Annotated in this window: 25 protein-coding genes and 1 other RNA gene; 24 read left to right on the top strand and 2 right to left on the bottom strand. The window is 25.4% G+C overall.

The window, feature by feature from the left end; all coding sequences use genetic code 4:
• The first annotated feature begins 11 nt into the window (after positions 1-11).
• The 14 genes from ESOMN_RS02465 (at position 12) to ESOMN_RS02400 (ending at position 11,395) form a co-directional block, all read left to right on the top strand.
• Complete coding sequence (locus ESOMN_RS02465) at positions 12-1,043, top strand: hypothetical protein (RefSeq protein ID WP_024863380.1); 1,032 nt, start codon at positions 12-14, stop codon at positions 1,041-1,043.
• Positions 1,044-1,129: 86 nt separating this feature from the next.
• The gene (argS, locus tag ESOMN_RS02460) at positions 1,130-2,788 is read left to right on the top strand and encodes an arginine--tRNA ligase (protein ID WP_024863379.1); all 1,659 of its coding nucleotides are present in this window, start codon (positions 1,130-1,132) and stop codon (positions 2,786-2,788) included.
• 25 nt (positions 2,789-2,813) lie between these two features.
• The gene (locus tag ESOMN_RS02455; RefSeq protein ID WP_024863378.1) at positions 2,814-4,304 is read left to right on the top strand and encodes an MFS cation transporter; all 1,491 of its coding nucleotides are present in this window, start codon (positions 2,814-2,816) and stop codon (positions 4,302-4,304) included.
• A gap of 1 nt (position 4,305) precedes the next feature.
• Positions 4,306-4,908 carry a hypothetical protein gene (locus tag ESOMN_RS02450; RefSeq protein ID WP_024863377.1) on the top strand — a complete coding sequence of 201 codons (603 nt, stop codon included), beginning with the start codon at positions 4,306-4,308 and terminating at the stop codon, positions 4,906-4,908.
• 50 nt (positions 4,909-4,958) lie between these two features.
• A complete protein-coding gene (locus ESOMN_RS02445) occupies positions 4,959-5,219 on the top strand; it encodes a hypothetical protein (RefSeq protein ID WP_024863376.1) in 261 nt (86 codons plus the stop codon).
• A 67-nt stretch (positions 5,220-5,286) separates the two neighbouring features.
• The gene (locus ESOMN_RS02440) at positions 5,287-6,114 is read left to right on the top strand and encodes a hypothetical protein (RefSeq protein WP_024863375.1); all 828 of its coding nucleotides are present in this window, start codon (positions 5,287-5,289) and stop codon (positions 6,112-6,114) included.
• Positions 6,115-6,173: 59 nt separating this feature from the next.
• Positions 6,174-7,001 carry a segregation and condensation protein A gene (locus ESOMN_RS02435; RefSeq protein WP_024863374.1) on the top strand — a complete coding sequence of 276 codons (828 nt, stop codon included), beginning with the start codon at positions 6,174-6,176 and terminating at the stop codon, positions 6,999-7,001.
• A complete protein-coding gene (gene scpB, locus ESOMN_RS02430) occupies positions 6,994-7,611 on the top strand; it encodes an SMC-Scp complex subunit ScpB (RefSeq protein ID WP_024863373.1) in 618 nt (205 codons plus the stop codon). The genes ESOMN_RS02435 and scpB overlap by 8 nt, the downstream gene beginning before the upstream one ends.
• Positions 7,611-8,366 (top strand): pseudouridine synthase, encoded by a 756-nt coding sequence (locus ESOMN_RS02425; protein WP_034942340.1) that lies wholly within the window; start codon positions 7,611-7,613, stop codon positions 8,364-8,366. Before scpB ends, ESOMN_RS02425 begins: the two co-directional genes overlap by 1 nt.
• The gene (locus ESOMN_RS02420) at positions 8,366-8,992 is read left to right on the top strand and encodes a deoxynucleoside kinase (RefSeq protein ID WP_024863371.1); all 627 of its coding nucleotides are present in this window, start codon (positions 8,366-8,368) and stop codon (positions 8,990-8,992) included. The genes ESOMN_RS02425 and ESOMN_RS02420 overlap by 1 nt, the downstream gene beginning before the upstream one ends.
• Positions 8,993-9,016: 24 nt before the next feature.
• Positions 9,017-9,727, top strand: a complete 711-nt coding sequence (locus tag ESOMN_RS02415; RefSeq protein ID WP_024863370.1) for a YebC/PmpR family DNA-binding transcriptional regulator — start codon at positions 9,017-9,019, stop codon at positions 9,725-9,727.
• A 36-nt stretch (positions 9,728-9,763) separates the two neighbouring features.
• Positions 9,764-10,549, top strand: a complete 786-nt coding sequence (locus ESOMN_RS02410; RefSeq protein WP_034942336.1) for a hypothetical protein — start codon at positions 9,764-9,766, stop codon at positions 10,547-10,549.
• On the top strand, positions 10,539-10,739 hold the full coding sequence (locus tag ESOMN_RS02405; RefSeq protein WP_024863368.1) for a hypothetical protein: 201 nt from the start codon (positions 10,539-10,541) through the stop codon (positions 10,737-10,739). The genes ESOMN_RS02410 and ESOMN_RS02405 overlap by 11 nt, the downstream gene beginning before the upstream one ends.
• Positions 10,740-11,005: 266 nt before the next feature.
• Positions 11,006-11,395: a hypothetical protein gene (locus ESOMN_RS02400; RefSeq protein ID WP_100608760.1), complete on the top strand. Its 390-nt coding sequence runs from the start codon at positions 11,006-11,008 to the stop codon at positions 11,393-11,395.
• Between the two features lie 574 nt (positions 11,396-11,969).
• On the opposite strand, the gene ESOMN_RS02395 is transcribed toward ESOMN_RS02400, so the two are convergent.
• Positions 11,970-12,533 carry an inorganic diphosphatase gene (locus tag ESOMN_RS02395; RefSeq protein WP_024863366.1) on the bottom strand — a complete coding sequence of 188 codons (564 nt, stop codon included), beginning with the start codon at positions 12,531-12,533 and terminating at the stop codon, positions 11,970-11,972.
• 138 nt (positions 12,534-12,671) lie between these two features.
• Between ESOMN_RS02395 and ESOMN_RS02390 the strand changes: the two genes are divergently transcribed.
• The 8 genes from ESOMN_RS02390 (at position 12,672) to ESOMN_RS02355 (ending at position 19,296) form a co-directional block, all read left to right on the top strand.
• A complete protein-coding gene (locus tag ESOMN_RS02390) occupies positions 12,672-13,355 on the top strand; it encodes an ECF transporter S component (protein ID WP_024863365.1) in 684 nt (227 codons plus the stop codon).
• Between the two features lie 53 nt (positions 13,356-13,408).
• The gene (locus tag ESOMN_RS02385; protein ID WP_024863364.1) at positions 13,409-14,251 is read left to right on the top strand and encodes an ECF transporter S component; all 843 of its coding nucleotides are present in this window, start codon (positions 13,409-13,411) and stop codon (positions 14,249-14,251) included.
• A gap of 398 nt (positions 14,252-14,649) precedes the next feature.
• Positions 14,650-15,345, top strand: coding sequence for a hypothetical protein (locus ESOMN_RS02380; RefSeq protein ID WP_024863363.1), 696 nt, complete (start codon positions 14,650-14,652; stop codon positions 15,343-15,345).
• A gap of 11 nt (positions 15,346-15,356) precedes the next feature.
• A complete protein-coding gene (cmk, locus tag ESOMN_RS02375; RefSeq protein WP_024863362.1) occupies positions 15,357-16,034 on the top strand; it encodes a (d)CMP kinase in 678 nt (225 codons plus the stop codon).
• Between the two features lie 2 nt (positions 16,035-16,036).
• The gene (gene der / locus ESOMN_RS02370; protein WP_024863361.1) at positions 16,037-17,347 is read left to right on the top strand and encodes a ribosome biogenesis GTPase Der; all 1,311 of its coding nucleotides are present in this window, start codon (positions 16,037-16,039) and stop codon (positions 17,345-17,347) included.
• 5 nt (positions 17,348-17,352) lie between these two features.
• Complete coding sequence (locus tag ESOMN_RS02365; RefSeq protein ID WP_024863360.1) at positions 17,353-18,351, top strand: NAD(P)H-dependent glycerol-3-phosphate dehydrogenase; 999 nt, start codon at positions 17,353-17,355, stop codon at positions 18,349-18,351.
• A 41-nt stretch (positions 18,352-18,392) separates the two neighbouring features.
• A complete protein-coding gene (locus ESOMN_RS02360; protein ID WP_024863359.1) occupies positions 18,393-18,665 on the top strand; it encodes an HU family DNA-binding protein in 273 nt (90 codons plus the stop codon).
• 88 nt (positions 18,666-18,753) lie between these two features.
• Positions 18,754-19,296, top strand: coding sequence for a DnaD family protein (locus ESOMN_RS02355; RefSeq protein WP_024863358.1), 543 nt, complete (start codon positions 18,754-18,756; stop codon positions 19,294-19,296).
• Here ESOMN_RS02355 and ESOMN_RS02350 read toward each other — a convergent pair.
• The gene (locus tag ESOMN_RS02350) at positions 19,271-19,780 is read right to left on the bottom strand and encodes a Holliday junction resolvase RecU (protein ID WP_024863357.1); all 510 of its coding nucleotides are present in this window, start codon (positions 19,778-19,780) and stop codon (positions 19,271-19,273) included. The two genes, ESOMN_RS02355 and ESOMN_RS02350, sit on opposite strands and share 26 nt — an antisense overlap.
• 59 nt (positions 19,781-19,839) lie before the next feature.
• Between ESOMN_RS02350 and ESOMN_RS02345 the strand changes: the two genes are divergently transcribed.
• Together ESOMN_RS02345 and rnpB are read left to right on the top strand one after the other, a co-directional pair.
• A complete protein-coding gene (locus ESOMN_RS02345) occupies positions 19,840-20,190 on the top strand; it encodes a DivIVA domain-containing protein (protein WP_024863356.1) in 351 nt (116 codons plus the stop codon).
• A gap of 58 nt (positions 20,191-20,248) precedes the next feature.
• An RNA gene (gene rnpB, locus ESOMN_RS02340) (RNase P RNA component class B) lies at positions 20,249-20,583 on the top strand.
• Positions 20,584-20,617: the final 34 nt, after the last annotated feature.

Below are 20,617 nucleotides of genomic sequence, written 5' to 3'. Positions count from 1 at the left end.
GTGAGGTAAAGATGAAAAAAAATACTAATATTGCAGTTCCTAAAAATGTTTTACAAACAGCTAATAAAATTAACAAAACCAAAAGAATTAAACAAAATAATGAATTAAGAGCTTATCCCTACAGAGTTAACTTGTTAGAAGAGCCATTACATATGGTTGCAAAAGGAGAAAAGAAAGTAATGAATAAAAAAGTAGTTGCAAAATCATCGAAAAATACAATTTCTTCTAAACCAGTGACTAAAAAGACAGCCGTAAAAAAGACAGCTATCAATAATAAAACTTCTAATAAACCAAAAGAAATTAAATCAACAGCAGCAAAAAAAGTTCAAAGCAAAGTTATTGTACAACCAATTTTGATAAAAGAAGTCAAACCAAAACAACCAAAATCAAATGGTTCTTTAATTAAAAAAATCACAAGTTTTGTAAATGAAAATTATGAAACAAAACCTGTAGTTGAAGAAATTGTCTATGATCAATCTAATAAACAAAAAACTAACAAAATTGTTAAGAAAATTTATTTAAACAATAACGAAGAAAATGTAGAGGTGTTAACAGCTTCTAATTCTAAATTGATTTTTGCAAATGATAATGTTGAAATTGACAAAAAAACTATTAATAAAATTCATTTAAATAAAAATTCTGCATTTGTAAAGAAGAAAAAAAAGTTAAATTTCTTTTTATATCTATTTACAATAATGCTTATAAATTTAGTTTTGATTGCATTTGTAATGAAATTAGCAAATGCACAATTTAACGGTGACGGAATAACTCTTGATTTTATTCATTTCCAAAATAGACCTGTTCTTATAGACATTAGTGTTTGAACAACTAATTTGATCGGCTTAAAAGTAGATTTTGTAGCCAATGTTATTTTTATAATTGGAATTCCTGTTTTTGGTCTTATCTTTTTAATCTATCTAATAATCTACCTAATTGAAATGCATGATTTAATCTTAAAACAAATAGAATTTAATAATAATAACACTCAAAATATTATTAACAGCATGCAGGTTGAAACTACATCAGTGTCAACATTAAATTAATCTTTAAAAACGAACCGTATTGAATGGTTCGTTTTTAATTTGTGTATTTTTGAATTATAATTATAAACATAGATAAGAGGTTATATATGAAATCAGTCGTCAATATTTTCAAAAAAGATTTGCAAGAAATTGCAAATCAAATGAATTTAAAAACAGAACCAATAGTTGAAATTAACAAAACAAATTTTAAAGGCGATTTTTCAACAACTATTGCTCTTGTGAATGCTAAAATTTTACAAAAATCACCAAAATCTATTGCAGAAGAAATAATTTTAAAATTGCAAAAAACTAATAATTATGAATTTGTAGAAATTGCTGGTCCTGGTTTTATCAATGTTACTCTTAAATCTGAAATTGTTACCGATGTTATTAAGGGTGTGCTTGAAGAAAAAAATAATTTTGGAAATAATGAGAAAAAAAATAAGACAATTAATGTGGAGCTAGTGTCTGCTAATCCAACAGGTTGATTGCATGTTGGTCATGCAAGAAATGCAGTTATTGGAGACACATTGAAAAACATTTTCAAGAAAGATGGTTATGATGTTCAAACCGAATACTATACAAATGATGCAGGTAATCAAATTAATGTCTTGGCTGTAACTGTTTTTGTTTGATATTTAAAAATTTTAGGTGTAAATGCACAATTACCCAAAAATACTTATGGTGGAGATATGTATGGAGATATCGCTCAAATTTTTGTTGATGAATATGGTGATAAATTTAGAGAAATATCTTTTAATGAAAATTTAATTAATGATAAAAATGTTCATGAAATATTTAGAGCTAAGTCTACACAATATTTTTTAAAAATAATTAAACAACAATTAAAAGATTTTGGTGTTGAAATTGAATATTATTCAAGTGAACAAGCAATGTATGATGAACACAAAATTGAAGAACTTTTAGAACTTTACAAAAAATTAAATGCTACATATGAAAAAGATGGCGCATTATGATTGAAAACCACTCAATTTGGCGATGATAAAGATCGCGTTTTAATTAAATCTGATAAAACATTAACATACATAGTTCCTGATTTAGCTTGTCATCACATTAGAATTCAAAGAAGTAAAGCTGATAAATTAATTAATATTTGAGGTGGAGACCATCATGGTTACATAGCTCGTTTAAGAGCTGGGTTGGCATTATTAGGTAATGACCCAGAATTAGTTGAAATTGAAATGGTTCAAATGGTTCGTTTAATTAAAGACGGTCAAGAATACAAAATGTCTAAACGTAAAGGCACAGCTGTTTGATTGAGCGATTTACAAGAAATGGTTGGAAAAGATTCATTAAGATATATGCTAGCTTCAAAAACATCGAGTTCACACATGGATTTAGATTTAGATTTATTGCAACAAAGAAATTCGTCAAATCCTGTTTATTATGCTCAATACGCAACAGCTAGATGTAATTCTATTTTGAAGCAAGCTAAGGAAAAATCTATTACGCCAAGTGCTGAAAAATATTTTGATATAAATGAAAAAGAGCGTAATATTTTAATAAATATTGACAGTTTTGGTGAAACTATTAAATCTGCTTCTAAAAATAGAGCACCCCAATTAATTTGTGATTACATTCAATCTTTAGTTAAACAATTTCACTCTTATTACTCAGATACAAAAATTGTGGATGAACAAAATGTCCAACTATCTGCATTTCGCTTATCTTTAGTGCAATCTATTTTACAAGTTCTAGAAAATGCTTTTAATTTAATTGGAATTTCGCCATTAAAAACAATGTAATTTTAAAGAAGGGAAATAGCAAAATATGAAATTTAATTGAGATTTATTTTTATTAGATCCATTATTTATCATTTTTGGTATTTTTTTGATTTGAATAATGGCAAAAAAAGAAAAAAATGAACGCACATGAATTTTATTTTATATAAGTACCTTATTGATCTGAATTGCTAATGGCTTTGTTATAAAAACTTCAACAATGCAACTAGGTTTTATAGAAACAAATTCAAGTACTTGATTAACTATTTTGGGTATTTTTGGAGCTTCTACTTTTTTTGCAATGATTTTTAAACCTTTGGCAACAAAAATTACTAGCAAAATTAAATCGCGTCGAATTTGAATTTGAGCAGCAATGGCATCGACTATAATTTCATTGATTTTAATTATGATTTTTAATGATTCTTCACAACAAATTTTTATAACAATTGTATGTGGAATCCTTGTGGGTTTCTCTTTGTCTTCGCAGTTACTTTTTTTACTAATTTTTAATGAACAAGCATATTATCGTTTTTTTCCTTTAAAAACAGCTGTTAAAATCGGGGCCTTAACATCATTAGGCACTTTCATCGGGGGTTGAATGCTTTCTTTAAATTTGGCATTTCAAAATTCTAATTTTTGAACAGAAAAAATTAATATTAATATTACTGGTTCAATATGTATATTCTTATCTTTGGTTTCATTAATTTTAAATTTATTTGTTAAAGAAAATAAATATTTTATAGGTGAGTTTGAATTAGAAGTAAAAAATCAATTTATAACTTATAGTAAAAAAACTTTAATTATATTGTTGATAACCGTATTTTCGCTAGGACTAATTTTTTCACTAACTCAAGCATCTTTTATTGATTTATATTTAGCGGCAGTTTTAAAAGAAATGCATTTTTCAAAAGATCAAATATATCAAATTATTAGAATTTATAAAGAATGATATATAGTTCCCCAATTTTTAGTGGGTTATTTAATATATAATTTTGTTTACAAAAAAATTGGTCCAAAGCACATTATGATAATTTCTATTATTTTGACTTCGTTATTATCTTTAATTCTTGCTTTCGTTCACAACCCGTTTGTTTTTGTTATTGCTAACTTCTTTTTGGGTTTATGTTTTACACAGTGTTTGTATATTTTATATGGAATGTCAATGATGTGACTTTACAGAGTTAAATCAATTCCAATAACAGGAATTGTTGGTACAGCAATTCTTGCAGGACCGTTTATTTTTGAAACAATTATTCTAGTTTTGAAAAATTTAAATATTGGTTTTTTTACTAAATTTAAAACAATTCAAGATGTTTTAAATAATTTAGAACACCAAACTTTATTGAATGATGCCAATAGTGTTATTTCGATTTTATTTTCTATAATTTTTGCATTTTCAATGGGATATTTATTCTGAGTAATTTTCTTTGGTGATGCTTTCTTGGGTGAATATAAAAAATACGGTGAAATTGTCATTAAAGTTAAAAACGTTGAAAGAAATTTTATTTTGAATAAAATAAAAAGAAAAATGGAGTTATAGTATGCAAATTAAAAATACATTTCAAACAAAATTAGAAAATAATATTAATTCTTTAATAGTTACTTTTCAGGAAGAAGAAATTAATAAAATCTCTGATAAAGTAGCTTATGATTTTTTGAGGTTGTTAGCCAAAAATCATGATGAAATTGCTCAAAATTTAAATGAATATGTTCGTATAATTAAAATAATAGCTTTAGCAAATCAAAGAAATCATGTTACTCAATCGGATCTTTTTGCAATGTTAATTTTAAAAGATGATTTATCAAAAAAATTACATGAAGATTTTAAACAAAAACTAAAATCAACTATGTTTAAAGAGTTATTTTATTATTTAGAATTAAACGGTGAGTTTAAAGATTCTGTAACTGAAAATTTTAACAATAAAAACTTATCAAAACAAGAAAAAGATAATGCCGCAAATTTATTTGATTGAACATCTGAACAAATAAAATTTTTAGAATCAAAAAACTTTAAAGAAGAACCTCAATTAAAAAACGTTATTACTAAGAAATTGGTTGAAGAATGAATTGAAAAAACTAAAAATGAAATATTAGCACGTTTAAAATGACAAAAATTAGGTTTTGAAATGATCAAAAATTGCTAATTTAATTATAAGTAGTATAATGTAAATAGGCATTTAAGAAGGAGCGATTTATGAAATTAAGCAGAGTATTAGCATCTTTCGTTAACAGTATTTTATTTATAGTTAACTTTGTATTATGAATCTTGAACATGAAACCACTTGGTCAAAAAATTTGAAACACATGATGCCCTGAATCAAGAAAAGAACAATTTGTTTTTGGTCTTTTCTCAGCATTAATGTATATATCAATAATTTTATTTATTATCAATATTTATTTTTGGTTTAAAGACGAAGAATCAATTGCAGTTAGATTAACTAAAATGGTTTTTTAATAACAAAATTGAGTGCGTAAAGCTCTCTTTTTTTATAGTAAAATTATTATATTAAAAGGATGAAATCATGAATGCTAAAGAACTCAATTTAGTTAATAAAAAAATAATTGAAATAGCAAGTTATTTAAAAAATAATAATTTAACACCTCTAGAAAATTTAAAAGTAAAAAATTTATTAACTAAAATAATTGATAAGTTTTTAATTAATGATTTATCTATAGCTAAAACATTAATTAATAACGAATTTAAATCCAATGGAAAAGAAGTTGATATACATGTAGAGTCTAAAACAGATATTTCCATATCTGAAGTACATTCTTTTTTATATTTTTTAAAAACTTCTTTATCTTTTCTTCTTGAAAAAAGACCGGAATTTTTTAATTTTTATATTTATAGTGAAATTAAGAATATCTTATTTTTTTATATTGAAGAAACAAAAAGAATAGCACTTTACGATGATTATAAAATTCATTTCTCCCAAAAACAAAACGGATATCACTTACAAAATTCAATGTATAAATATCTATATTCTATATTTGATAAACTTATTTATATTAATGTACATTTAATAAATAAGTTTGATTTACGTAAAATTGAATCTTTGAATTATAAATTTACACAAGATTTTGTTCAAATATCTAATTTACTTTTTAAAGACAAAGAATGCGAAAGAAGAACTAGTTTATTACTACAAAATTATCAAAAATCTCCTATCTTTCATTTTGTTAGAAAATTAAGAAATTCCTTAGAGCATAGTTTTAATAACCCTGAATTGAAAACTTCTAATTCTTTAAGTATAGAAACAATTTTTATATTAATAATGCGTATAATTTTAGAAATAGATTTAAGCTTTAAAAGAGATCATGAAATATATAATTTATTAATTAAAAAGTAAGTTTTAAGTTTCTTTATACATTGCTTTTATTATAAAATTATTTAAAGTGAGGTTTTGTTGTGAAACATTGAGAAGAAGTTAATATTGGCCATTTTTCTGGACCCTTAGATTTATTGGTAACAATGATTAAAGAAAAAAAAATTAGTATAATGGATGTTAACTTAATTGAGTTGGCGGACCAATACCTCGAATATATAAATTCGCAAAAAGCCTTAGATATTGAAATTGCTAGTGAATACCTTGCGATGGCTGCGCAATTAATTGAATTGAAATCTCATTTGCTACTACCTAGAGAACAAGAAGAATTTTACGAAGAAGATTATTCTTATGAAAATTTTTTAGAACAATTAACAAGATATGATCAAATAAAATCAGTTACAGATTTTTTTGCATCTAAACAAGAAGAATATTTAAAAAGTTTTTCAAAAAATAAAACTAAAACAAAATTTTCTGCAAAAATTCAAAAAAATAACGAAACTGAAGATTTGTTTGATCCATTATCTATGGATATGGAAGATTTTGCTCAAATTTTTAAAAGATTAATGATGCAAGCTGAAATTAGAGATTTTGATCCTAATTTTGTGCTCGAAGAAGAAAGTTATAACACAATCACTACAGAAATATTATCACCACAAGATATTTCAAACATGATTTTAAATAAGATGCAGTCAAACAAATTTAAAGAATGAAGATTGGAAGAATTAGTTTCTAAAGAAATAATGAATTTAAGGAATTTGATATCAACTTTTTTAGCAGTTCTTGATTTAGTGAGACATTCTGTTGCAAAAATTGAACAAAAAGATAATACATTGTTAATTCAATTTTCAAAAGAAGTTCTAGAGGATGAAAAAATAATAAAAGCATTGGAGGTGCAAATTAATGAATAAAGAAAAATTAATGGCAATAATTGAAGGAATTTTATTTATTTATGGTGATGAAGGAATTTCTTTAATGGAATTAGAAACTGTTCTAGATCACTGTAAACCTTCAGAAATTAAATCAGGAATTCTTGATTTAGAAGCTAAATACAAAAATGATGATTCCTCATCTTTAGCAATTCAAAAATTTGGCATTAACAAATATAGAATGCAAACAAAAAATGATTTGCATGAATGATTTGCCAAATTAGAAGTTGTTCAATCACAATCAAAACTTTCAAATTCTTCAATAGAAGTTTTATCAATAATTGCTTACAAAGGGCCAATTACCAAGACCAGAATTGACGATATTAGACAATCTGATTCTTCGTATCAACTCTATAAATTAAAAGATAAAAAATTAATTAGAAGTATTGGAAAAGACGAAGAAAATAATAGAGCCAATTTGTATTCAATTACAGAAAATTTTTTTAAACTTTTTAATATCGTTGGCGGAAAAGAATCATTGCCAAAAATAAGCGATGAAGAAATAGCGGAAGAAGTTGAAAAAAACAGAAATTCAAACGAAGTAAATGGAAAAGATATATTTGGTGAAAATGTATTTTTTGGAGAAGAATAATGGCACAAATCGAACGTTTACAAAAAATAATTGCAAATAGAGGTGCTGTTTCTAGAAGAGCTGCAGAAAAATTAATGTTAGAAGGAAAAGTTAGTGTTGATGGACAAATAATTACTGAACTTGGATATAAATGTGATATTAATTCATTAATTGAAATTTCGGGTAAAGAAATAATCCCAGAAACACAAAAATATTATTTCTTATTTAACAAACCTAGATTAGTTTTAACTACAATGAAAGATCCCAAAGGTAGAGAAACTGTTTCTGATTTTTTTAAAGATATTTCAGCAAGAGTTTATCCTGTTGGTAGACTTGATTATGATGTTTCAGGATTGTTATTAATGACCAACGATGGTGATTTTGCAAACTTTGTTATGCATCCTAGATATGAATTTATTAAAACTTATCAAGCATTATGTAGAGGAAATGTAACTAAAAAACAAGTTTCACAATTGATGAAAGGCGTTTTAATAGATGATGATTATCAAACAAAAGCTATTGATGCAAAATTGTTAAATTACAATAAAGAAAAAAATATTTCAATTGTAGAATTAACGATTGCAGAAGGCCGCAAACATCATGTTAAAAAAATGTTAGCAGCAGCAGAAATTGATTTGGCTAAACTTCAGAGAATCAAAATAGAATTTTTAGAAATAGGTGATTTGCAAGTTGGTGAATATCGTTCTTTAACCCCACATGAAATCAAACAATTTTATGGAATTTATAATTCGACAAAACGTAAAGGAGACTTATAATGCGCATAGCAGTTTTTGGCACAGTAGGTGCTGGTAAATCATCAGTTTCAGAAGAATTATCTAAAAAATTGGGACATGAAATTTTTCCTGAGCCAGTTGAAGAAAATCCTTATTTCGAAGATTATTACAAAGACTTAAAAGCAACAGTTTTTAAAATGCAAATTTACATGTTAGCAGCGAGATCAAAGCAATTAAAACAAGCGCAACAATTAAAAAACATTATTTTTGATCGCACAATTTTAGAAGATCCTATTTTTATGAAAGTTAACCATCAATTAGGAAACATTAATGATACTGATTTTCAAACTTATCAAGATTTTTATGAGAATGTAGTTTTAGAAAATTTAAAAATTCCTGATGAAAGAGTTAAATTTGATATTGTAATTTATTTAAAGGTCTCAACCGATAAAGCGATGGAAAGAATTATCAATAGAGGAAGAAGAGAAAAATTAAATGTTGATCGCGGTTATTGAGAATTATTAAACAAAAATTATGAAATTTTTTATGAAAAAAATGCTTACGATTTTCCGTTTTTTGTTGTTGATGCAGAAAACGATAATTTAGAAGAAAAAATGGAATTTATTTTAAAAGAAATTTATCGTAGACAACCAGATTTAAAAAAATAAAATTTATTGAAAGAAGGAAAAGATATGGGAAGAGCACATGAAGTTAGAGCTTCATCAATGGCTAAAACTGCGGCTAAAAAATCAACAACAAACGGAAGAGCTGCCAAAGAAATTTATATGGCAGCTAAAGCGGGAGGCGGAGATCCTAATGCTAATTTAGCTTTGAGAGCAGTTATTGACAAAGCTAAACAAAATCAAGTTCCTGTTGATGTTATTCAAAGAGCGATAAAGAGAGCCACTGGCGGAGATGCAGAAAATTATTTAGCAAATAGGTATGAAGCAATGGGTCCAGGAAACACAGCTATTATAATTGATGCTTTAACAAGTAATGTTAATAGAGCATCAGCTTCAATTAAAGAAGTAATTAACAAAAACCATGGTAATCCAGAAGGCAAAGTAGCTTTTATGTTTAAAGACGCTTCAATTTTTGCATTTGAAAATAAAACAGTTGATGAAGTTTTGGAAGGTTTGTTAATGCATGAAGTTGACGTTGACGATGTTGTAGAAGAAGATGGACTAATCATTGTTTATGCGCCATTCAAATCATTTGCGGCTGTAAAAAAGGCTTTAGATGCAATTGGTGTGAGTAATTATTTAACATCAGAACAAAAAATGATTCCTATTGATTCATATGTCCAATTAAGTGAAGAACACAAATCACAATTACAAACATTATTGAACAAACTTGATGATTTAGAGGATGTTCAAAACGTCTATCATAATGCAATAATTTAAAAAAATAAATTATTTATAATTTATCTAGGGGTTAATATGAGTATTGAATTTTATTTAAACATATTATTATGAATAGTAGATTCAGGTTTAATAATAGGAATCATGATCACCTATTTGTTTTTTAATGCTCACTATAATAAATGACTTGTTCCAAGAATAAATACTTATAATGATGTTATTGATTCTAAAACACTTAATTCTTTAATTGAAGAATTTCGCCTAATGTTTAATCTTAAAGATTATGAAATTATTTTTAGTGATGATTTAAAACCTCATAAATTATTTTGAAACTTAAAAAAAAGGCAAAAACAAATCATCATATCTAAAAGAATTTTTGAATCTGTTGGTTATGAATTAGATTATATAATTTCCCGTATTTGAATATCAGCTAAAGAAATTAATAAAGATAATAAAATTAAAAATTATAAATTTGTAACTAAATATATAACCAATACACTTTTACTATTAATAGTTTTATTTTATCTACTTCAATCATTAATATTTTTTTATTGTATAAGCAAAAACATTGATACAATTGCTCAAAACAGTTTTATTTTCTTTTTGTGAAAAAATTTTATTGTTGCAATTTTAGTCATTATATTTACATCAATGTTTATCATAAATTATCTTGTAGCTTATAGATTAAAAGAAAAAATAGAATTATATTACAATTATGAAATTTCTAATTTAGTTAAAATTGTATTTGAACAATTTGAATATGATTTTCGTGCGGCAAGAACTTATGCCCAACAAATAAAAATTCCTATTATTTTTATTTTTAATCAAAAACATAACAAATGATTAGGTCCATTTGTTTATTAAAAAACTTGTTTATTCAAACAAGTTTTTTATTTTTTATGAATTTTTTATAATAAGTTTATTTTTTGTTAAATCAATTGTTATAGATCCAATTGGTGCGCAAATAATTATTGAAAGAATTACAACAATTAAAATTACATTAGCAGCATATGAATCAAAACCTATAGTTGCTAAAGGAATAGTTACTAAGTAAACTTGAAATGTGGTTTTTGGTAAAAAAGCTATTACAAAAAAATTTTTTCATATCAAGACATTTTAGAAAATAAGATGGCAACTATAATTTCTATTGAACTTAGAATTAAGCATATTAAAATCAACCCGACAATTTTTATACCTACTTCAGGATTTTTTTAATATTAAAAGCATACTAACTAAAACAAATAACAATAATTCAAAAAAAGTTCAAAGTCCTTGATAATTATTCAATAATTCTTCTATTAACTAATAATCTTTTTATGAATGGTAACTTCAAAAATTATAATAGCAATAAATTCCTCTAATGAAATTGTTATTATTTTATTATTTATTGATATTTTTAAGTGTTCAATTCAAATCGCTAATGCTGCAAAAGCTAAGATTAAAAGAAACTTTATTAATTTTGATATCTGCAAATGCTTAAATAATTTAGAAATTCCTCAAACAAAAAGAAAAATTATTAATACTTTCGTGATTATTGAAATTGGTAAACTAGAAATTGTTCATCAATCAAAAGCGCCTTGGATAAAAATTTTTATTAAAAAAGTAAAAAGGACAATTACAAAAATATCATCAACACTAGTTCCGGACATCGCCATTTGCGTAATTGATCTATTAGTTTCTTTTTTTCTTTGATTATATTCAGCATTCTAGAAACTATAATCGTAGGATAAATAGCTGCTAAAACAGTTCCTAAAATTGCTGTTGTAAATAACTTAGCCCTAGTAATAGTGGGCTTAAAATAATTGTTCCTGCTATTTCAAAACATGTAGGAATAAAACAAAGCATTAATGCTGTTAAACCGTTTTGTTTTAAATCACTAATGTTTAGGGACAAATCAGAGCGTAAAAAATGAGGATTAATGCAAGTTTTCACAAATCAGATGCATAATTTAATAACGATTCCTCTATTAATACTGGTTGAATTATATTTGTTGCATAAGAAGCCAAAATGATTCTTTCAACAATATAACCAATAATTTTTTAGCAATTTAATGATTTCTGTAAATTTACCTAAATCTTTTAGACAACCAAAATTATAATTGCAAAATTAAATAACATATTCATATTTTTTCCTGAGCAAATAAAAAACGTCTACGAAAAATTTGCAGACGTCATTATCATTATTTTCTTTATATATATTATGTATAATTGGTGCTTATCATATCCTAATTAAATTATAAATAGATATTATCATAAAATATAATTAATATAATTTTTTATCTTTTTTAAGCTTGACCTAAACCTTTAACTTTTCATTCTTCTTTAATTATTTCTTTTTCACCATTTTTAATGCGTTCTTTGTATTCATTGAATCTTTCTTTGCATTCAGCTAATTCATGTAAAGCTTCTTTTTCATCCACTCATCCATCGATTCTTACAGTTTTATTTTGTAAAGCTTTGTATTGCATAAAAAAGTTGGTAATCTCATCTTTTAAATGTTGAGGTACATCTTTAAAATTATTGTAAGTATCGAAACGAGGATCGTTTGCAAAAACACCAAATAATTTTGTATCGATTTCTCCATTGTCAATCATTTTGATTGCGCCTAAAATTCTAACATTAACCTCTACACCAGGTAAAGTTGGATAAGTACATAGCGATATTACATCTAATGGATCACCATCTCAGTCTAAAGTGTTTTCAACCATTCCATATTCTCCTGGATAAAAATTGGCTCCATATAAAACTCTATCTAAAACAATTCTTCCTGTTACTTCGTTTACTTCATACTTATTTGTTGATCCTTTTGGGATTTCAACAATCATAGGAATTACATTTTCTTTTGCCATAATAAATAATTTCTCCTTAAACAATAATATTTTAACCTTATTAAAATAATTATTAAAATCAATTTTATAAAAAATATAAATTAAATCACTTTTTTAATTTATAATTATTATAATTAACATAAACACGAGGAGAAAAATATGGAACAAAATTATCGGATTTGATCACATAAATATGATTTATCAGAAATAAATAAAAAAAATTATAAACATGTACTAAAAGAATATTTTGCTTTAAAAACTTCAAGAATTACTATTTTGGCAATGTTATTAGCTTTAAATGTTATTTTTACTTTAATTAGTAAATTTCTTTTAGGAATGTTGCCAATTGCAGGATTCTTAGTTGTAGAAATAACATTTTTTACTATTTTATTAACTCAATTAATTACTAACTTTTTTTACAGCTTAATTTTCTTGGAATTAACTGTTTGAATGCGAATGATGTTCACAGGAACTACACCTGTAGAATTAATTGCTATGAACTTAGTTGATGGATTCTTTTTGATAGTTTTTACATTGTTAATTTTTTTAACAAAATTATTTTTGGTTCAAAAACAATTATTTAAGGAAAGTAAAAATTTTAAAATAATTGTATTGATATACGTTATTGCTTCTGTAATCGTTGTTTTGCTAACAGCAGCATTTGCTGTTTGAATGAATGATGCCTTTTTGTTAGATATGTATGGTGTTGATGATAGTTTTAAAACTTCAACTATGTATTGAACCATTTTTGGGTTTAATATTTTGAAATATAGTGTAAATGTAATTATTTTCTTAATGCTGTATAAAGTAACCATCATTTTAATTAATAGATACCGCTTTTAGTAGCTTTAAAATAAAGAAAATTTAAAAATAAAAAAATAGTTAGGAGAGATATTATGAAAAAACCTAAAAACGCACAAGAAACATTAAAAAAACTTAAAAAAGATTTAATTATTGATTTAAAAGATGAACAAGAAGTTTTAAAAGAAAATCATCGAAAAGAAGATCATTACCATGGTTATCACCATTTTGATAAATTTGGAAATCATGATGATATTTCTGAAGATGAATTTAAAATTACAACAATGCTAAAAATTTCTTCAAAAAGCTTAATTTACCGACTTGTTTTAACGGGTGTATTTTTAGCTTTAGCAATTGTTGCTTCTGCAATGGATATGTTGACAGAATCTTTAGCGATTCCAATAGGACAAGTTTATATTCAAACTCGTTTTTTAGACACAATTGTTATGTTGCTTGCATTACCAGCAATAGGACCAATTTTCGCACTATTACTAGCGATAATCGAGCCAATTTTACATAATTTAATTCATGGAATGGAGCACGGTTGAATTCAACCATTTATGGATAGTTTGAGTAATTCGTTAATTATTCTTTTAAGTTGAGTTCTTTATTATTATGTTTTTAAAAATTCACCTTATCATAAGCATCCTAGTAAAAAAGTTGATTTATATCGTCGCATTACCCCAGCAATTATTTTAGTATTAGTTGCCGCTTTAATTTCAACTGGAACTTTTATTTTAGCTTTGAAAATTCAAGATTTAACAACTAATGTAAATTTATTGCCTGAAGAGACAATTTCTTTTGATCATATTAGCTCTGAATTTGCTTTGATTTTCTTTTCTATATTTGGAGTCAACATTTTAAGATATGGAATTGCTTATGCATTTTATGTTTTAATAGAAGGTAGAATTAGACCTTTAAACCATCGTTATAAATAATTGATTAAATTATTTATAACGATAATTTCAATATATTTTTGTGATTATGAAAAATATTTTTTATTTAAAATTGAGCCATTTATTTAATAAAATAATTTTTATTTAGTTTTAACCTTTTTATTATTAATATAAATTCCTTTATATATTTAATCAATAATAATTCCTTAATCATTTTGAATTATTTTTTTAGGATATTTGTTTTTATTTATTGATAAATTTTGATATTTTTTTGTTTTCATAAATTTTAAATTAATTAATTTAAGTTATCATGCATTGTTTATTCAAGAAACATATTAAGGTAATATTAAACAGTTTATATTGTGAGCTCATTTTTTATTTATAACTAATTATGGTTAGATATGTTTTATAATTATATAAGTGGAAATTGAGGTGTTTTGATGGCAGAATTTGTTTCAAGAAAAAGACTTCATAAGGAAACAATTGAACAACTTAATAAAGAAATAGAAAAAATTAATTCAAAAGATAAAAATGATCATTTTTTAAACAGTTTATATTCACAATTAGAATCAATTGACTACAAACACTTTAGCGCTATAAAAAATGAATTAAATAAAAATTTTGAAATGCAAAAATTTTATTTAGAAAAAGATAAGAGTAAAGAATTGATTAATTCAGAAATTAAACACACAATTAAAAAATATTTAAATGAAATAGAATCAATTGACAATTCACATTTAAGTATTAGAAAAAATAAATCTGCACATCGTTCACCTAAATTAATACATGATCAAATTCATAAAATTGAACTAAAAGAATTAATTCTAAAAATTAACTCCATTAATGAAATAGAAAATAAAAAATTTTTGGAACTTAATGAATTTTTAGCAAAGGAAAACAAAATAATTGCCAAATCTTCATTGGAAACTTCGGTTTTAAAAGCATATATAAAAGATTATAAAGATATTGATACAACAAATTTAGTTACTGATGCAAAAAAGAAAATGACAGTTTCAATTGAAAAAATTAATAAGCAAAAAGATAAATACAATATTAGTTATAAATGATTTATTATTATAATTCCAATAATAATTTTTGCAATGATTTCGTGCATAGTTATACCATTTGTTGTTTAATAGGAGGAAAAATGAAAAAAATAATAATAGCAGTTGATGGCACAGCTGGTTCAGGTAAGACAATTACTTTTAAAAAAATTGCTGAAAAATTGAATTATATTTTCATAGATACAGGTTTGATGTATCGAGCTTTTACTATTTTTGGAGTTTTAGAAAAAATTAATTTTCAAAATCCTAATGAAATAAAAAAATTGATTCCCAAATTTAATTATGAGGTTAAGGGCAATAAAATATTTGTTAACAACATGGATGTTACGTCGAAGTTGCAAACTAGTGAAGTTTTAGAAAATATTAATTCAATTACAGGAATTTCTGAAGTTAGAAATATGATGGTTGAATCACAACGAAAAATTGCGCTTGATAACAAAAAAAACGGAGTTATTATGGTTGGAAGAGATATTACTTCAGTTGTTTTACCTGATGCTGATTTAAAAATTTATCTTGATTCTTCAATTGATTCAAGAGCAAAAAGAAGATATAACCAAAATTTAAAAGCAAATATTAAAAACATGTCTTTGCAAGTAATTAAGGATGCAATTATTTTACGAGATTATACAGACAAAAATAGAGAAGTAGGTCCGTTAAAATTAACTTCAGATTCTTGGTATATTGACAATTCTAAAATAGGTTTAGAAACAGTTGTCAAAAAAGTTATTAAAAAAATAAAAGAATTAGAAGGTGAGGATTAATTATGGCCAAAAAAGGAATAGTAGCAATTGTTGGGCGTCCTAATGTTGGTAAATCCTCATTATTTAATCGTGTAATTCGTGAAAAAAAATCAATTGTAGAAGATACTCCAGGGGTTACTAGAGATAGAATTTACGGTAATGCCGAATGATTAACTAGAGAATTTTTGGTAATTGATACAGGTGGAATAACTCTTGAAGATCAACCATTTGCTAAAGAAATAAAAATTCAAGCCGAAATTGCAATAGAAGAAGCTGATGTTATTGTTTTTGTTTTAAATTACAAAGAAGGTTTGACTGAAGAAGATAAAATGATTGCAAGAATTTTATACAAAACAAAAAAACCAGTTTTAATTGTTGTTAACAAATACGATAAAAAAGATTTAAATTTAGATATTTTTGAATTTATGTCGATAGGACTTGGTGAACCTATAATGATTTCTTCTACTCACGGAATCGGAATTGGTGATTTACTTGATCAAATTGTTCACTCTATGCCTAAAATTGAAAATAATATTGAATCAGGAATTTCTAGAATAGCAATTATCGGAAAACCAAATGTTGGAAAATCTTCACTTGTCAATTCTTTAACAGGACAAAACAGAATGATTGTTTCTCCAGTCGCCGGAACTACACTTGATGCTGTTGACACAAAAGTTAAACATGAGGGCAAAGAATATATTTTAGTAGATACTGCCGGTCTTCGTAAAAAAGGTAAGATTTATGAAAATATTGAAAAATATTCTTATCTAAGAGCTTTAACAACAATTAATTCATCTGACATTGTCGTTTTAATGGTGGATTCTTCAAGTAAAATTACTGATCAAGATACAAATATTGGTGGGTTGGCTCATGAAGAGAAAAAACCAGTTATAATTGTTGCTAACAAATGAGATTTAGTACAAAACAAAGAAAAAGCAATACATGATAAAGAAGAAGAAATCCGTAGTTATTTCAAATATCTCCAATATGCTCAAATTTTATTTATTTCAGCAAATGATAAAACTCGTATTGGCAAGGTTTATCAAGCGGTAGATAATATAGTTGAAGGTCTTAAGAAAACTATTAAAACTTCTGTTTTCAATGAAGTTTTAAATAGAGCACAATTAATAAATCCAGCTCCGAATCATAATGGTGGCAGATTAAAAATTTATTATGGTTCACAAGTTGAAGCATACTTACCAACTTTCGTAATGTTTGTTAACAATCCTGATTATGTACACTTTTCTTATAAAAGATTTTTAGAAAATCAAATTCGATTGCAATTTGGATTTGAAGGTGTACCAATAAACCTAATTTTTAGAGAAAGGAAATAATTAGCATGAAAAATATCACTATAATTGGAACGGGAGCTTATGGAACATGTTTAGCTAATGTATTGGCGGATAACGGGCATAGCGTTGTTATGTATGGAATCGTTGAAACACAAGTAAATGATTTAAATATTAATCACAAAAATTCAACTTTTTTAGGAGATATCAAATTTAATCAAAATATTAAAGCAACAACTGACTTATCTGCTGCCTTAGAAAAGACAGATATTTTAATTTTGGGAGTACCAACTGTTGCTTTAAAATCTGTGATCAAAGACATTATTAAATATGCAAAAAATGAAATGATTATCATAAATACTGCAAAAGGTTTAGATGAAGAAAATTTAGGTTTGCTATCTGATTTAATTAAAAGAGAATTTGCAGAAAGTAAAATGATGAAAGAATACGCAGCTTTATATGGTCCTTCAATTGCTAGTGAAGTTGCCCAAAGAAAACCAACAGCTCTGATGCTTTGTTCTGATAAACTTGAAGTTGCTAAAGATTTAGCAAAAATTTTTAGCAATGAATATTTTTATGTTTATCCTTGAAATGATTTAGCAGGATGTGAGATTGCTGCAGCTTTAAAAAATACTGTGGCAATTGGATCTGGAATTTTATTCGGATTTGAAGCCGGAGATAATGCACAAGCTTCTTTAATTACGGTTGGAGCTAACGAAATGTTTTTAATTGGTTCGCAATTTGGTGCTCGTTTAGAAACTTTCTTTAATTTTGCGGGTTTAGGAGATTTAATCTTGACAGCTTCTTCACAAAAATCAAGAAATTTCACTTTAGGAAGAAAAATCGCTAAATATAATTCTGCTAAAATAGCTATGGAAAATTATAAATTAACAGTCGAAGGAGTGGGCTCAGCTAAAATAGCTTTTAATTTATGTAAGAAATATAATTTAAAAACCTCACTTTTTGAAAATATGTTTCAAATATTATATAATGATACCAAGCCAATAGCTCTAATTAACAACGTTTTTAACGACGTTAAATTGGTTTAAATTTATTATATTTATTAATTAAGAAGAAAAGGAAAAAGACTATGACTAAAAAAGAATTAGCACAAGTTATTATTGAAACAGAAGATATTTCAAAATCACAAGTTGAAAGAATTATTACTTCAATTTTTGAAGAAATCACAAATGCACTTGCAAAAGGTGAGGAAGTTTCAATCGCATCATTTGGAAAATTCTCAGTTTCTAAAAGAGCTGCACGTGAAGGTATTAATCCTTCAACTGGAGCTAAGATTAAAATTGCTGCTTCTAAAGCAGCTAAATTTAAAGCAGCTAAACAATTAAAAGAAGCTGTAAACTAATTCTAATTAGTGTTAGATATAACAAATAAAAGTTGCTTAAATATTATTATTTAGCAACTTTTATTTTGAAAATTTTATGGAGGTTAAAATGATTACTGACTTAATGAAAAAAGGACTTCTAGGAAAAAGAATGCTTTTAATGTCAACATACAAAAAAGCAGGTTTAAGCGAAAATGAAGTGATGATTATTTTAATGATTATGCATTTGAGCGAAGATAAAACTTTATTTGTAACCCCTAATACATTAGCGGAAAATATGCATTTATCAGCTTCAGATATTGATAAAGCGATAGCGAAAATGTCAAATAATAATTTAATCAAATTTGTCTCAAAAAAAATTGATTTAACACCTTTATTTACGAGATTAATCGGAATCTTACAAGAAGAATACATGATGAAGGAAAATGAAGATCTTTTTTCAGTTATTAATAATAAATTAGATAATAAATTATTAGCTGATCAAATGGATGAAATAACCATAATGATTAATGGAACGATTAGCAAACAACAACTTTTTAGAATTGTTAATAACAATGAATTTAAAAACTATGAAGAATTAATTAAAATCATTGCCAAAGAAATTAGTAATAAAAATAAAATGCTTACTAGATTCAATTGGTTAGAGAATTAAAGCATTGTAAATAATCAAGTTTAAGCTCATGAGTTAAAAATAACTCATGAGCATTTTTTTCGAATCATTGAAAATAAACTTTTTGTCCAAAATTATTAACTCTAAATTGTAGAAGAGCAAAATCAATCAAAAAATATTTGTCAAATTGTCCAAAATAAATAATTAAAAAAGCTAAACCATTGGTTGCTAAAATATGATTTAATTTTTTAATTTGATTTTTTCTAATACCTTGTCAGTTAAAAAAATCTTGGTAAGTTTCCTTTGCTTCAAATTCAAAATAGCGACCTATAAAATTTCCGATGTAATCGCAGTTACTAGATTCTTTGAAAAGAGCAGAATTAATTAATTTATTATGATTTGTTTTTACCACTCCTATATTTGTCGGTATTTTTGAAACACTGCAAATCTCTTGTTGTTCATACTTATTGTGTGTAATGTTTAAAATTTCTTCTAAAAACATTCCTTGATTGTTTATTGGTTTCATTCTTTCACCTCATATATGATTAGACAAAAATGTTAAAATTTAGAAAGGAGATTTTAAAAATGAATAATGAAATTAATAAATTTAATGCCGAAGATATTTATAACAAGAGTTTTACAATAGAAATTAAGGGTTACAAAGCAGAAGAAGTAGAAGATTTTTTAGATGATATTCAAAAAGATTATGTATATTTTTCAAAAATTATTGAAGAATACAAAAAAAAGAATGAGTCACTTAATAATGACTTATTCTCTTTAAAAAATAAATATGAAAATATGGAAAGTGCTAATTTAGATATTTTTAAAAAATATTTGGATAATATAAAAGAACAATTAACTAGTTCAGATCTAATATCAAGAATTTCAAACATGGAAAGTACATTACAAGCTATTTTAAATAAAATCAATAAATAAACTAATTAGTTTGTAAAAACTGATTTTTATTACTTAATTGAGATAAAATTATAATAAGATTTTGATAGTCAATCGCTATATCTGAAAAATGATATAGAGGAAACTCCACGCTTACACAATCTGCGATGATTGTAGTGTTTGTGCTAATTGAAAAAATAAGATTAGGCATCATTTTGATGACGGCGTAACTAACCTAAGGGAAACTATGGTGATGTTACTAATGTGCCACAGAGACGAATAAAGGGAAACCTGGAAATGGAACGCGGTAAACCCCACAAGTAAGAAACTCAAATTTTGGTAGAGGAGTCTAAGAAGAGGAATTGAACTTAACTTAGGACAGCAATGTAGATAGATGGTTGACACTGGAAACAGTACAGAACGTGGGTTATGCAAAATCTTGTATTTTTTAATAGATTGTGGTGAACAA

The sequence above is a fragment of the Williamsoniiplasma somnilux genome, assembly GCF_002804005.1.
Taxonomy (GTDB): domain Bacteria; phylum Bacillota_I; class Bacilli_A; order Mycoplasmatales; family Mycoplasmataceae; genus Williamsoniiplasma; species Williamsoniiplasma somnilux.
The sequence above is the reverse complement of the archived record's forward strand: the minus strand, read 5'-3'. Positions and strand labels throughout refer to the sequence as shown.